The following is a 14,560-nucleotide window of genomic DNA, read 5'->3' on the forward strand; positions in this document are numbered from 1 at the left end:
ATTTGCAAAAATGCAATTACGCGGTTTAATATTTCTATACTTGTGGCTCGTCTGAACCCCATTGTTTTTTCTCTTTTTTCACAACGGAAGTACCTTTTTTGTCCATTTCACGGCATTTTAGTGAATACCAAACTTGTGCCGCAATACAGATTGAAGAGTAAATCCCTGTAATTAACCCGATTAATAGAGCGATTGAGAAGTTTTGAATAGAAGGAGCACCTAAGAAAATCAATGCTATTACTACTACAATAACCGTCAATACTGTATTAACTGAACGTCCCATTGTTTGACGAAGAGATTTGTTGACGATCAACGCAAGCTCTTCTTTTGTCGTAATTTTTTCGTGGCGGTCAATATTTTCACGAATACGGTCAAACGTTACAATGGTATCGTTAATTGAATAACCGACAATCGTTAATACTGCAGCGATAAACGTAATATCTACTTCTAAACGCAACATACTGAAGATCACAATGATAAAGAATACATCATGCAGTAAAGAAATAATGGCCCCTAGACCCATACGCCATTCGAAGCGAATTGCTACATAAATAATAATGCCGAGCGCCGCCAATGCCAATGCATAAATCGCATTTTTTGCCAGTTCTTTTCCGACTGTAGCCGATACAGTGCTCAAGCTCGGTTCATGACCATATTTTTCGTTTACCTGCGCTGAAAAATCAAGTACTTCTTGTTGAGAGAAGTCATCTTTATAACGCATTACGGCAATTGTATGATCATCGCCTGAAATCACGACATCTTCATTCGCAAATCCGATTTCATCCAGATAATCTGCAACTTCTTCTTGTACAAGCGCCGTATCGGATTTAATCTCTACACGCGTACCTTGAGAAAAATCAATTCCCAGATTCAGTTTGAAGACACCAAGTACAACAATTCCTGCAACTAAAATAATTGTAGAGATCGCATAGAATTTTTTTCGGTTTCCAACGAAATCAAATTTATCGAATTTCGTTGTTAAATCAAGTGAAGTGATATCTTCATCAAGTGAATGCTGTTTGGATCTGCTAATTCCGAACCATGCCGGATTATTGAAGTAGCCGCTGTTTACTAATAAACCCTGCAACATTCGAGAACCCCATACAGCAGTTACAAATGATAGTAATATCGAAATGATTAAAGTCGTTGCGAAACCTTTAACAGAACTTGTACCGTAATAGAATAATACGACTGCAGCAAGCAAAGTTGTCAGCTGTGCATCGATAATTGCTGATAAAGATTGCTTAGAACCTAGTTTAAATGCATCTTTTACAGAATGGCCAACACGTAATTCTTCACGAATACGTTCAGCAGTTAAAATATTCGCATCAACGGCCATCCCGATTCCTAATACAATCGCAGCAATACCCGGTAATGTTAATACAGCATTGATTCCGTTAAAGACGATCAATACTAAATAAGTGAATACCGATAATGTAACGATTGAGATAAATCCCGGTAAACGATAGTAGATCAGCATGAACAGGAAGATTAGCAGTACGCCGACAACCCCTGCAAATACTGTATCATTTAATGCGTCTTTACCAAATTGTGCTCCAACTGATGTTGAATAAATTTCTGTTAACTTAACAGGTAAAGAACCTGCATTTAATACAGACGCAAAGTTTTTCGTTTCTTCTACTGTGAAGTTACCCGAAATCATAACATCTGTTGTATTCAAAACTTGTGTTACAGAAGCAGCTGACTGGAATTTTTGTTCGCCCGGTGGCTTCTGTTTTTCTTCGGCATATGAATCTACACCCTCTTCAAAATCCAGCCAAACAACTAATAAGTTATTCGGTGCGCCCATATTCATGACTTTCTGTGTCACTTCAGCAAATTTGGACGCGTCTTTCAATGTTAAAGTTACGATTGGCTGGTTCTGTTGGTCAAATGACGCTGCTGCGCCACCTTCCTTCAAGTCTGTACCATCCAATAAAATATTGTCATTTACATCACGGAAAGTTAAATTCGCTGTACTGGATAACAGCTCACGAGCAGAATCCTGATCTGCCAAACCGGCAAGCTGGACACGAATTCGGTCTTCCCCTTCTATTTGAATGCTTGGCTCACTAACACCGAACGCATTTATACGATTGTTTAATGCTGTCGTTGTATCCGCCAGTACACTCTGGGTAATCGCTTGTCCATCAACAAGTGATTCCACTTCATAAAGTACTTCAAATCCACCTTGAAGGTCCAATCCAAGTTTTACATCGTTTAAAACCTTCTCTACCGTTGTGCCCATTCCTGTAAATAGCAATGCTACGACAAGAACGAACGTAATGATACGGTTTGCTAATTTCATTAAAAAATCCTCCTCAATATCACACTAAACGCGGTGTGATGTAAAACGTAAAAATTACCTTCCACAAACTATGTATTCATTTCAATAATTTCCTGAATTACTTTTCAAAAATAACAATACGACCGTTTGAAAAGCACAACAATCTCATTATGAAACAATCTAGTGGAAACTGTCAAATTATTACTAGATAATTTATTATATAGTCCTTCTTCTTTCCCTACTCTTTAAGCGGATGAAATAAACTTTGGAGCTCTTCATTGGAAAGCTTCAAGTTCAGTTCGTTGCGCTTAAAATCCTTTATCTGCATATAGCTTAGCACTTCTGAAGCTGTTGCCCCGAAAATGCCGGATGTCAGCTCATGCAACCGCATATTTTGCACATCTTTTTTGCGCCACACCTTATCGATGCAATATTTCCATAAATCCTGTTCTGTTATCGAATCATATCCATAGTAATGGAATTCCTCGATTTTGTTCGTCAATATAAGCTGTACGTTTTCGTATAGGCTGAAAAATGGAATTTGCATGTCGATCACTCCTGAACTTAGGTTTTAACTGCGATTACTACTGCATACTTTATTGTATATGAACGAAATTAAAATGAGAAGGGAGAAAGCAGAAGTTATTTGGGCTCATTTCTAAAAGGAACATTATTTTTAATGTTTGTCATATTTATTTCAAAATGTCTTGGGTTTATGTACAGAATGCAGTTTATGCGTATAGCAGGGGAGGAAGCAGTCGGTCTCTATATGACGGCTTATCCGACATTTATATTTTTCATTTCGCTTATTCAATTAGGTATTCCGATTGCCATATCGAAGCTGATTGCAGAATACCATGCAAAACGGAAAACAGAGCATGTCACATCCGTAATGAAAACTGCACTCAAAATTTCAGCCATTTCGATTATTCTATTTAGCCCATTCATTTATTTTGCTATTCCTTATATCGCAAAAGTGCTTTTACATAATGAAAACCTTATTTTCACTCTTTATATTAGCCTTTTCACAATTCCGATCGTTATTTTTTCCAGCCTGATAAAAGCATATTTGCAAGGTTTAGCGAAAATTGCACCAACTGCATGGGCGCAGCTCCTTGAGCAGCTTGTACGAATTGGCCTTATTATCTTATTATTGCCTTATTTCATTTCGGAATCCCCTGCATTGACAGCAGCAGCCGCAATGGGAATAACGGCAATAGGTGAAATCTTTTCGTTACTGTTTTTAGCGATTTTTTATAGACGCTCAAGCAAAAAATTTAAAAAGGGATCAACAGACACTTCCTTCACAAAACCGATTTTTAACATTGCATTGCCTTCAGCAGGAAGTAAATTATTTGGTACCTTCACCTGGTTTTTGGAACCGATCATATTCCTGAAAGCACTGACGGTTTCTGGATTGGCTGCAGGTGCCGCGACTACATTGTACGGTATCATCTCAGGTGTGCATATACCATTACTGCTGTTCCCGGCTTTCATACCTGCCGCATTGGCCATCGTTCTGATTCCTGCAGTAAGTAGCGCACTGGCGAGCAGTAATTACCCATTGCTGAATAAACGCATTACACATTCATTACGGCTTTCTTCATTAATTGGCTGTATGGCTGCTACTGTGTTTTTCATTCACGGTGATGAGTTGACAATGGTACTGTTCCATCTCGAGGAAAATCGTGGCTATATGAAAATACTGGCACCTATTTTTTATTTTTATTATATTCAAAGTCCGCTCCACTCCATTTTACAAGCATTGGATGAAGCCCAGGCTGCCATGATGAACTCAATCTATGGGGGAATCGGGAAACTGTTTTTGCTGTTCTTCCTGGCCTCACAACCTGCCATTCAGGAAAAAGGAGCAATTATCGCAATAGGCTTTGGCGTATTGATCACATCTTTTCTTCACATTGCTTCCATTAAGCAGCAAAAGAAAATCAATGTCGGTTTCCGATTTTTCGTTCTGCCTTACGGAATTTTTATCCTTACATCGTTTGTGCAGCCTGTCATTGCCGCTGGATTACCGCTAATCATAAGCTGTTCTATCACTATCGGGATTGTATTACTTCTACTGTTCCTTACTAGACAAATCCGTTTTACGGACTTCCAGTATCTACGTTCAATTTTTTCGCGCTCGTAATTGGACAAACCACTTTCCGTCTTCATAGCTGCAGTAAAAAATATCCCGTATATTTGGATAGCCGTTAATCAATAATTCACGAACGAGCCATTCTTCATCTTTACCAATAATTTTTAAATGTCTTTTATCAACATAGCCATCCAATATGAGAGGCAAAATAAATCCGCCCTGATTTTTTTGGTAAATCGATAGCTTTCCTGACTGCTCCAAAAAAGCGTAGGCAACATCCTGTACAGAACAGACTCCCTGTTCGCGTAATTGCTGGAGCAAGTCATCGAGATTATAGCGCTGCTTTTTCATCTCCATTTCACAGATAAAACCGTCACGAATAACAAGAGAGGGATCGCCTTCAATAAAGTCACGCAGCTTTTTATTTTTTAGTATAATCCAGGAATTTAAATATTGAATCAAAAATAATAAGATAATAGGCAAAACGGCTTTGAAAAACTGCCGATCATAATCGTCCAATGCAATTGCTGCAATTTCACCCATCAAAACAAATATCGCCAAATCTACAATACTGAGTTCACCCACTTCACGTTTGCCCATCAGCCGGAAAACAATGAGTAAAATAATATATAAAACAATTGTTCGAAATATAATTAATGTATAATCTTCCAATTGATTCACCTCTCATACAATAGCTTGTTCTAAATTGCATGAAAGATACAAAAAAGCTTGTGGAAAATAATTTCCACAAGCTTTTTTTGAACGTTTAAACCGATTCTATACGACCAATTGCTTGGCGTTCGAATTTTAAACGTGTATTTCCGTCAACGATTAAATACACAGTCGTATCTTCAATTGCATCAACTTCTCCGTGTAAGCCACCTACAGTAACTACTTTATCACCACGTTTTAAGCTGTTTTGCATTGTAGCAGTCGCTTTTTGACGTTTTTGTGCCGGACGAATTAAAATGAACCACATCGCAACGAACATTACGATAATCGGTAAAAATTGTACTAAACCTTCCATTTTCAAATTGCCCCCTTTCTCTATCTCTTTCTCACTTACCTAGTATAGTATAGAATTGCGCGTTATTGCGCAAAAAACTCTTTTTTTTCTCAAAAAATTATAGTGAATTTCGGATTTCGAACATAATTTTAGAAGTTTTTAGCATTTGGTTTATTGTAACCGTACTTTTCAAAGAACTCTTCTTTGAAATCACCCAGACGGTCTTCGCGGATAGCCTGACGTACATCTTCCATTAATTTAATAAGGAAGCGCAGGTTATGGTATGACGTTAAACGTAAACCGAATGTTTCTTCCGTACGCAATAAATGACGCACATAAGCGCGTGTATAGTTTTTACATGTGTAGCAGTCGCAATTTTCATCGATTGGCGTAAAGTCTTTTGCATATTTTGCATTTTTGATGACCATACGCCCTTCAGATGTCATTAATGTACCGTTACGCGCAATACGCGTTGGTAATACACAGTCAAACATATCAATACCGCGCATAGCTCCATCGATTAAAGAGTCCGGAGAACCGACACCCATTAAATAGCGTGGTTTATCTGCAGGCATCATAGGTGCAGTGAAGTCCAATACTTTATTCATAATATCTTTAGGCTCACCAACTGATAAACCTCCGATTGCATAACCCGGGAAATCCAGCTCCACTAAAGCTTCAGCTGATTTACGGCGCAGCTCTTCATATTCTCCGCCTTGAATAATACCGAACAGTCCTTGCTCGTCAGGTCGTTGATGTGCTTCTTTACAGCGTTTTGCCCAACGTGTTGTACGGTCAACAGATGCTTCCATATATTCGTATGTGGCCGGGAATGGCGGACATTCATCAAATGCCATCATAATATCAGAACCTAAGTCGTTTTGGATTTCCATCGCCTTTTCCGGTGATAAAAACAGCTTGTCTCCATTTAAATGGTTACGGAAATGAACGCCTTCTTCTTCAATTTTACGGAATTTTGATAATGAAAATACTTGGAAACCGCCTGAATCCGTCAAAATTGGACGATCCCAGTTCATGAATTTATGCAGTCCGCCTGCTTCTTTCACGATATCATTCCCTGGACGCAGCCATAGGTGATATGTGTTCGACAGAATAATCCCTGCATTCATTTCTTTTAGTTCTTCAGGACTCATCGCTTTTACTGTAGCCTGTGTACCGACTGGCATAAATGTTGGTGTTTCAAATGAACCGTGCGGTGTATGGACAATACCTAGTCGCGCACCTGTCTGTGCACATGTTTTAATCAATTCATAACGAATTGGTGGTTGTTTTGTTTCAGTCATAATATAAAAATCCTCTCGTTTCTAAAGTAAATACAGTACTTCGAATGAAAACACCTACTAAGTTTAGTAGGTGTTGCACAAATCATTATTGTATATAGGTTTTTGTTTAATTGCAAATTACTTAGTCGGGCGGATAAACATGGCATCGCCAAAGCTGAAGAAACGGTATTTTTCCTTAACCGCTTGTTCATATGCATTCATAATTGTTTCCTTCGAAGCAAGTGCGCTGACAAGCATTACTAATGTCGACTTCGGTAAATGGAAGTTTGTGATGAGTCCGTCGATTGCTTTATATTCATATCCCGGATAAATGAAGATATTTGTCCATCCTTGTGAAGCGACAATTTTACCGTCATTTTTCGAAGCGACCGTTTCCAGTGTACGAGTTGAAGTTGTCCCTACCGATATAACCTTGCCACCTGCTTGTTTAACCCGTTCAATTACAGCTGCAGCCTCTTCTGTCACACTGTAAAATTCAGAATGCATATCGTGGTCCTCAATCGAATCCACACTTACAGGGCGGAATGTACCAAGTCCTACGTGCAGTGTAATAAATACGACTTCAACACCTTTTGCTTTAATCGCTTCAAGCAAAGGCTGTGTGAAATGCAGACCCGCTGTTGGTGCTGCTGCAGAACCGCGCTCTTTCGCATAAACCGTTTGATAACGATCTTGGTCATCCAACTTTTCACGGATATATGGCGGTAACGGCATTTCACCAAGTTGATCTAAAATTTCATAAAAAATCCCGTCATAAGTGAATTTAAAAGTACGGCCGCCGTGATCCAGCTCACCCGTACAAGTTGCTGTCAATAATCCATCGCCAAAAGTAACGACAGTACCTGTTTTTACACGCTTAGCCGGCTTTACCAACGTCTCCCACTCATCGTCATTTGTCTGTTTTAACAGCAATAATTCAATGTTCGCACCTGTATCAGCTTTAACACCCATTAAGCGTGCCGGCAATACACGTGTATCATTCAATACAAGGCAATCCCCTGCATTTAGCTCATCCAAAATATGACCGAATGTGTGATGCTCCAATTCCAGCGAATTCGGATTTACTACCATCAGACGACTCGCTGTACGGTCCAATAATGGTGTTTGGGCAATTAATTCTTCTGGTAAATAAAAATCAAAATCTTCTACTTTCACGTTCAAAACTTCCTTCTATTCATTTTGTGTCGGCGGATAACCGAAATGGTCGTAACAGAGATTTGTCGCAATTCGGCCGCGCGGTGTTCGTTGGATAAATCCGATTTGCAGTAAATATGGTTCATATACATCTTCAATCGTAATGCGCTCTTCCCCGATTGATGCCGCTAATGCATCCAATCCGACAGGACCTCCTCCGAATCGTTCAATCATTGACTGCATCAGTTTATGATCGATATGATCAAGTCCACGTGGATCGACTTGCAGCAGTTCTAATGCCTGTTCAGCAAGACTTGTTGATACAATGCCATCCGCCAGGACTTGTGCATAGTCACGGACGCGTTTTAACAATCGATTGGCAATACGCGGTGTCCCACGGGATCTGCGGGCAATTTCAAATGCCGCATGTTTATCGAGCGCAACACCGAATAATTCGCCGGAGCGGACAACAATTTCCGCGAGTGACTGTTCATCATAATATTCCAGGCGGGATAATACCCCAAAACGGTCACGAAGCGGTGCCGATAAAGCACCTGCTCTCGTAGTTGCACCGACAAGTGTAAATGGAGGCAATTCCAGTCGTATCGAACGGGCTTCAGGACCTTTTCCGACAACGATATCAAGACAGTAATCTTCCATCGCCGAATATAGGACCTCTTCAATCGCTCTGGGCAGGCGATGAATCTCGTCGATAAAAAGTACATCTCCTGCTTCCAGGGAGCTTAAAATCGCCGCTAAGTCGCCTGGCCGCTCAATCGCAGGACCACTCGTCATCTTTACATTTACATCCATTTCATTGGCAATAACGATTGCTAACGTCGTCTTCCCTAAACCGGGTGGTCCATAAAGGAGAACATGGTCAAGACTTTCCTGACGTAGCTTAGCGGCCTCGATAAAGATTTTCAGATTTTCTTTCACTTTATCCTGGCCTATGTATTGCGCTAGACGTTGCGGTCTTAAAGAAAGCTCAAACTGCTGCTCGGCATCTGTTGCTTCACCAGAAAGTACACGGTCTGACATGATTCTCACTCCTTTTTATTTCAATTTCAACAACAGCTTCAATGCCTGTTTAATATAGGCGTCTGTCGTCGTTAACTTTTCGTCTTCACTTAATTGCGGTCTGATTTTGTCTAATTCTTTTTCTGAATAGCCTAATGCCACAAGTGCCAGCATCGCTTCCTGCAATTCATGCTCATTCGGATTCACTCCGAATAATGGCAGTTCATTTTCCGCACTCGGTAACTCCATGTGATCAAGCAGCATGTCCAGCTTCCCTTTTAAATCGAGAATCATTTGACGCGCCGTTTTCTTCCCGACGCCTGGAAAACGGATCAAAAATGCTTCATCTTCCATTTCAATTGCCTGGATGACTGACGTTGGATTTCCGCTCGCTAAAATAGCAAGCGCACCTTTTGGGCCGATGCCAGATACTTGAATCAGCTTTTTAAATAATTCACGTTGCTCCAAACTATTGAATCCATATAAATTTTGGGCGTCTTCACGCACTTGCAATGACACATAGATTTGCTGTTCGCTTGCAGATGTACGGAATGCAAAGGGGTTTGGCGTGTAAAGCATCCATCCAATCCCTTGTTGCTCTAATACAATATATTCTGGGGTAACCCTAGTAACCTGTCCTTTTAAATAATCATACATCGTTATATCCCTCACATTTCACGCTCTATTATAGCATAAGAACTGTGAATTACCGAACGTATGTTGCTTCAAAAAAAGAAAAGACCGTCCTTAAAGACAGCCTTTAATAGTTTATCATATTCTTCTCCATCTAACATCGATTATAAACTGCCAATTAGTTTTGCAATGTATCAATTTGTCTTGCAAAAGAATCATAATGTTTCATCCAGTCATATACAATCGATTGAATAAACGGATAGCAGGAAAGCTTTTGCCGGTCGCTGAGTTTCAAATAGAATAGACATTCCCTTAATATTTCGTTCGGGAAAAATAAATAATGAAGCTTTTCCTGCGCTTTATGCAAATAATGATGGTCATCTACAAGTGGCTGTATTTCATACTGAACATGTGGCAATACGCGATGAAGCCATAAAATAATTTCATCTGACGCCTCTCCTAAAGAGGCTAAATCAAAATCAATTAGTTTCACGTCCTCGCCTTGTAACAACACATTATGATGAACAACATCCCCATGTAAAATTGTTTGCTTTTCACTCGGAACTGTAATTTGAGCCATTAAACCTAAGGCATAGGAAGCATGGTTGACTAAAATATCATAATTGCTTTTTAATAAATGTCTCAGTTCTCTTTCATGATTGATAAAACGCTCGAATCTCCTTGCCCACTTCTCCTGTAATTGATACGTGGACAAGATGCCCGTTTCCGCCCAAGGAATGACTTCTTTTGTTTCATGCAGTTTTTCGATTGCATGGAGGGAAAGCTGCTGATGTTCAAAACGTTTATACTCCGCACTTTTCCCTTCAAACCAAAACTGCTTTATTATATGTGGCTCTTCATTTTCAACAAGTGGAATATGATATGGAAATTGTATATTTTGAAGCTCTCGATGAATCGCTTTAACTTTCTGCGCAACATAACCATTTTCATAGTACTTCATAAAAAAGGACCCTTTATGTGTATCCCACTTCCAGCAATTTTCTTTAATTACTATTGACATGATTTCGGCGGATGTGGCATTGGTGGCATTTGAGGCATGTTATTTGCTGGATATGGCATCATTTGCTGCATTGTATTTTCCGGATACGGCATCATATGTGGGTGACAAGGGTTTGGTTGACGCATCATGTGGTCAATCTCTTCATAATACTGGTGTACTAGGTGATCCCTATCCTGGCAATGATCTTTCTTTAAAGATGACTCTTCATGGAAAATCGGCTGCATCTGCATTTGCATCGGCACCGACATCGGCATTGGCTCCATACACATATTTGGTTGCATTTGCATCGGTGATTCCATTGCCATTTGGTTACATTTCGAACATACAGGCATTTGTGGCATCGGCATTGGTTGCATTGGCATTGGTTGCATCTGCATTGGAGATTCCATTGCCATTTGATGACATTTCGAACATACAGGCATTTGTGGCATTGACATCGGCATTGGCATCGGCATTGGCATATGGTGACACGTTGGACACACGGGCATCTGCGGCATCGGCATTGGCATCGGCATTGGCATTGGCTGGATATATTGTGGTTGTTCGATAAAAATCGGTTGCTGCGGTTGCTGCGGTGGTTGTTGATCAACCGGTTGCTGTGGCATCGGCATTGGCTGCGGTACTGTCACCGTATTTTCAAATGTCGGCTGAACATGTACATGTGTTTGCCAGTTCGGCATTGGCATCGGCTGTGGTTGCTGGAAATAAATAATATCCCCTTGCCAAATTGGCTTTTGCGGCTGTGGCATTGGCTGTGGCATTGGCATCGGAGCTGGTGCTGGAGCAGGCGCTGGTGCCGGCTTAACCATTTGCTCTTTTTTCGGCGCTGGCGCCGGGGCTGGGGCAGGTGTTGGTATCGGCTGCTCTTTAACAGACTTCGGCTGTTCCTTCACAGGCTGCGGCACTTCTTTTTTAGCTGTCGTATCCGGTAAATAGATTTCCATTCCCGGAACAATATAGTCAGGGTTTGCTAAATGGGCATTTAATCGCTTTAACTCATCAAAGCCAACCGCGTATTGTTTCGCGATTTTCCACAAAGTGTCTCCCTTTTGAACAATATGAACGCGCACTTCTTTCCTCCTTTTCTCGTAATAGCATATGCACAAATTGTGCTATTGCCACAATGTTCACGCTTAGCAAGCGGTAAATATGATAAGATGAAAAGGAACCGGTATGCTAATTGAGGTGAATATATTGAAAAAATTATTAGGTGAAGAACGGCGTCTGGAACTGCTTGCATTGTTAAAAACTGCTGATCAGCCGATGACAGGTACAGATTTGGCAAAGCATACAAATGTTTCCAGACAAGTCATCGTCAATGATATGAATTTATTGAAAGCACGAAATGAACCGATCGTAGCAACAAGCCAAGGGTATATTTATATGCACAACGTCCGGCAAACACGCCTTCAGCGAAAAATTGTCTGTATGCACAATCCAAACGAAGCAAAAGAAGAACTTTTCATATTGGTCGATTGTGGCGTTACGGTCGAAAGCGTTATTGTCGAACATCCGGTATATGGAGAAATTACCGCTTCGATTATGGTATCGAACCGCCTGGAAGTTGAGCATTTTGTAAAACGCGTCCAGGAAACGAACGCCCTGTATCTATCCGCATTAACGGACGGTACACACTTGCACGTCATTAGCTCGACTTCTGAAGAGAGCTTGAATCTGGCTGAAGAAAAATTACGCCAGCGCGGCTTCTTAATTGAAAACTAAGTTAAAACAGCTTATTCAAAAGACAGTCGTCCGATGAATAAGCTGTTTTAACTTATGAATAATTCCGTTGTACTCCATATCCGGTAAAGCTTTTCCTGCGATATACACTTAGTGCAATCCCGATGACAAACGAATTTAATAATAGTGACGTAAAACCATAACTGATAAAAGGAAGCGATAATCCGATAATCGGCACCCAGCCAAGTATCATGGCAACAGAATATCCAAACTGCATGCAGTAAAAAGATACCGCTCCAATTACAAGTAATTTCGCATAGGTACGGGGTAATCGGTTCACTTTCCAAAGTATACGAACGGCAACGGCAAATAATACCGAAACGACGACAATTCCTGCAATATATCCGAATTTCTGAATAAGCAGTACTAAAGCGAAGTCAGTATGCCCTTCCGGAATATAACGAATCGTCTCCGCGCCAAACCATCCTGCTTCATTCAATGCATTTTTAACCGCCAGATAAACATAGCCTTCTGTTGTCGCATAGCTGGCCGGATCCAAAAATGCGTAAAGCCGTACAAGCTGGTAATCGTGCAACTGAGGAATGATCAGGAACATGCTGCTTGCTATGAACCCGCTTACCGCTAAACTAGTCACAATTTTTGTCTTGGCGGAATAATCACTGACAAAAAATAAAACCGTCAATACCCCAGCATACAGGAAGGCTGCTAACAAGCTTGGCGCACTTAAAATAAACCATAATGGCAAAACAAATAAGATGATTAACTGCCAGCTTTTAAATTTCCCCTGCGTAAAAAAACCTGCCCAGGCAATGAACAGCATCGGTAAAACGGTCAAAGCCTGAATCTGTATCGGTCCAGCCATTAAATAACTTTGGCCCTGCACTCTAACTGTCGGGAAATAATTTAATATTATTAACAGAATAAGTGCACTAAAATATAGTGCGAGACTGAATCGTTCCATCTTCCGATAATCGGTATACATTAGGACTGCGATCAATATTACGGCACATAGAAAGTGCAGCCATTTATTTCGTATAAAATAATCGGTCATATCGGTTCCAAAAATGATTGTACTGTCGAATGATAAAATCGGGATAAAACTTGCACCTAAAAGAATGGCAACTAAACTAATCAGCAGCCAGTCAACTTTCGGCCGGTGAATTTTATCCATGGATTTTCCGATTTCTGACGGTGAACCCATTTCTTCGATTGCTTTACGTTCTGCTTCCTCCGGTGTATACCCTTTTTTTATCCATGCAATTTTCGAATGATCTATATGGTGCTTTAATTCGTCATATACATGAACCTGAGCTTCCTTCGATCGAATAAAGGCAGTGACTTTTCTTAAGAAGCTTTCACTCTGCATGCATGGGCACCCCCAGTAGACGTTCCTTCAAAGTCAGTTTCACTTGACCTTCTTGCTGTAATTGTTTTTTACCGGCCTTTGTTAACACGTAACACTTAACGCCGTCATTCCAACTGGCAAGCACAATTCCCTCATTTTCCTGTTCATGTAGAATGGAATAAATCATGCCCTCATTGTTGATCACATCCCGAACTCCCCTTACATGGAGTAACTGTGTAATTTCAATACCGGATTTTGCTTCGAAAAGAAGGGATAAAATAACTTTTTTCAACTCATCGACGCTTAACTGGCGCTGAACATGTTGTTTATGCTGCTCTATGAACTTCGTGCTGGAAAATGCAGTGCAATCCATCGCCTTTTTCAGATTTTTTAAACGATCATCCATTTTCTTCACGCTCCAGATGTTTTTTTAATAGCTGCTTTCCTTTTCGAAGTCTTGTTTTTACTGTGCTCTCATTGATTTGCAGTACATCGGCCATTTCCTTCATCGACTGATCTTCGTAATAACATAGATAAATCACTTCACGGTATTTGATCGGCAGCGCCATGACTGCCTTTACCAAGTTAGCATCTTCCTGCTGTTGAAGGACTTCCTGTTCTACGGAAATACTGCTTTCCACTTGCATAAAAACTTCATTATCTTTTGCTTCGACATTTTTGGCATACCAGCTTTTCAGATAATCTTTCGAATGGTTAATGGCAATGCGCCAAAGCCACGTTTTTAGCGACGAACCATTCTGAAATGAAGGAAGCGCCCTGTAGCATTTGACGAAAATTTCCTGGGTCAGATCCTCGGCAACCGAGTTGTTATGTACATATTGCATGACAAGCTTTAATACGTCTTCTCCGTAATGTTGCATAAGTTCATCTATAATCGCTTCATTTGATAAGTTAGCGGTATCATTTATTAAGTAACTTTCCACCGGAATACCTCCTTTCACCAATTAGACGAGCCCCATTATAGGAAAGTTTGGTTTCTTGAACGGAATT

General features: G+C 40.4%; 15 protein-coding genes. 2 read left to right on the plus strand and 13 right to left on the minus strand.

Annotated elements, in window-relative coordinates; translation table 11 throughout:
• Positions 1-34: 34 nt before the first annotated feature.
• Together secDF and MKX73_RS00235 are read right to left on the minus strand one after the other, a co-directional pair.
• Positions 35-2,308, minus strand: a complete 2,274-nt coding sequence (secDF, locus tag MKX73_RS00230) for a protein translocase subunit SecDF (protein WP_340715796.1) — start codon at positions 2,306-2,308, stop codon at positions 35-37.
• A 217-nt stretch (positions 2,309-2,525) separates the two neighbouring features.
• On the minus strand, positions 2,526-2,834 hold the full coding sequence (locus tag MKX73_RS00235) for a post-transcriptional regulator (RefSeq protein WP_340715797.1): 309 nt from the start codon (positions 2,832-2,834) through the stop codon (positions 2,526-2,528).
• Between the two features lie 132 nt (positions 2,835-2,966).
• Between MKX73_RS00235 and MKX73_RS00240 the strand changes: the two genes are divergently transcribed.
• Positions 2,967-4,436: a putative polysaccharide biosynthesis protein gene (locus MKX73_RS00240; protein WP_340715798.1), complete on the plus strand. Its 1,470-nt coding sequence runs from the start codon at positions 2,967-2,969 to the stop codon at positions 4,434-4,436.
• Here the strand turns inward: MKX73_RS00240 and MKX73_RS00245 are convergent.
• The 8 genes from MKX73_RS00245 to MKX73_RS00280 all read right to left on the minus strand — a co-directional run bounded on the left by MKX73_RS00245 (position 4,416) and on the right by MKX73_RS00280 (position 11,573).
• Positions 4,416-5,057, minus strand: a complete 642-nt coding sequence (locus MKX73_RS00245) for a DUF421 domain-containing protein (protein WP_340715799.1) — start codon at positions 5,055-5,057, stop codon at positions 4,416-4,418. The two genes, MKX73_RS00240 and MKX73_RS00245, sit on opposite strands and share 21 nt — an antisense overlap.
• A 94-nt stretch (positions 5,058-5,151) precedes the next feature.
• Positions 5,152-5,412 (minus strand): preprotein translocase subunit YajC, encoded by a 261-nt coding sequence (yajC, locus tag MKX73_RS00250; protein ID WP_340715800.1) that lies wholly within the window; start codon positions 5,410-5,412, stop codon positions 5,152-5,154.
• A gap of 128 nt (positions 5,413-5,540) precedes the next feature.
• On the minus strand, positions 5,541-6,695 hold the full coding sequence (tgt, locus tag MKX73_RS00255) for a tRNA guanosine(34) transglycosylase Tgt (RefSeq protein WP_340715801.1): 1,155 nt from the start codon (positions 6,693-6,695) through the stop codon (positions 5,541-5,543).
• Positions 6,696-6,812: 117 nt separating this feature from the next.
• A complete protein-coding gene (gene queA, locus MKX73_RS00260; RefSeq protein ID WP_340715802.1) occupies positions 6,813-7,850 on the minus strand; it encodes a tRNA preQ1(34) S-adenosylmethionine ribosyltransferase-isomerase QueA in 1,038 nt (345 codons plus the stop codon).
• Between the two features lie 15 nt (positions 7,851-7,865).
• Complete coding sequence (gene ruvB / locus MKX73_RS00265; RefSeq protein ID WP_340715803.1) at positions 7,866-8,870, minus strand: Holliday junction branch migration DNA helicase RuvB; 1,005 nt, start codon at positions 8,868-8,870, stop codon at positions 7,866-7,868.
• A 15-nt stretch (positions 8,871-8,885) separates the two neighbouring features.
• A complete protein-coding gene (gene ruvA / locus MKX73_RS00270) occupies positions 8,886-9,506 on the minus strand; it encodes a Holliday junction branch migration protein RuvA (RefSeq protein WP_340715804.1) in 621 nt (206 codons plus the stop codon).
• A gap of 154 nt (positions 9,507-9,660) precedes the next feature.
• Entirely contained in the window at positions 9,661-10,503 is an 843-nt protein-coding gene (locus tag MKX73_RS00275) for a phosphotransferase (RefSeq protein WP_340715805.1), read from the minus strand.
• Positions 10,494-11,573: a LysM peptidoglycan-binding domain-containing protein gene (locus MKX73_RS00280; protein WP_340715806.1), complete on the minus strand. Its 1,080-nt coding sequence runs from the start codon at positions 11,571-11,573 to the stop codon at positions 10,494-10,496. The genes MKX73_RS00275 and MKX73_RS00280 overlap by 10 nt, the downstream gene beginning before the upstream one ends.
• A gap of 124 nt (positions 11,574-11,697) precedes the next feature.
• Between MKX73_RS00280 and MKX73_RS00285 the strand changes: the two genes are divergently transcribed.
• Entirely contained in the window at positions 11,698-12,225 is a 528-nt protein-coding gene (locus MKX73_RS00285; RefSeq protein ID WP_445783298.1) for a transcription repressor NadR, read from the plus strand.
• 52 nt (positions 12,226-12,277) lie between these two features.
• On the opposite strand, the gene MKX73_RS00290 is transcribed toward MKX73_RS00285, so the two are convergent.
• From MKX73_RS00290 to MKX73_RS00300, 3 genes are read right to left on the minus strand one after another with little or no spacing between them, the layout of a single operon-like run.
• Positions 12,278-13,570, minus strand: coding sequence for an FtsW/RodA/SpoVE family cell cycle protein (locus MKX73_RS00290; protein ID WP_340715808.1), 1,293 nt, complete (start codon positions 13,568-13,570; stop codon positions 12,278-12,280).
• The gene (locus MKX73_RS00295; RefSeq protein WP_340715809.1) at positions 13,560-13,955 is read right to left on the minus strand and encodes a helix-turn-helix transcriptional regulator; all 396 of its coding nucleotides are present in this window, start codon (positions 13,953-13,955) and stop codon (positions 13,560-13,562) included. Before MKX73_RS00295 ends, MKX73_RS00290 begins: the two co-directional genes overlap by 11 nt.
• Entirely contained in the window at positions 13,948-14,493 is a 546-nt protein-coding gene (locus MKX73_RS00300; protein WP_340715810.1) for a sigma-70 family RNA polymerase sigma factor, read from the minus strand. The genes MKX73_RS00295 and MKX73_RS00300 overlap by 8 nt, the downstream gene beginning before the upstream one ends.
• Positions 14,494-14,560: the final 67 nt, after the last annotated feature.

Source organism: Solibacillus sp. FSL W7-1436 (assembly GCF_038007305.1).
Classification (GTDB): Bacteria; Bacillota; Bacilli; order Bacillales_A; family Planococcaceae; genus Solibacillus.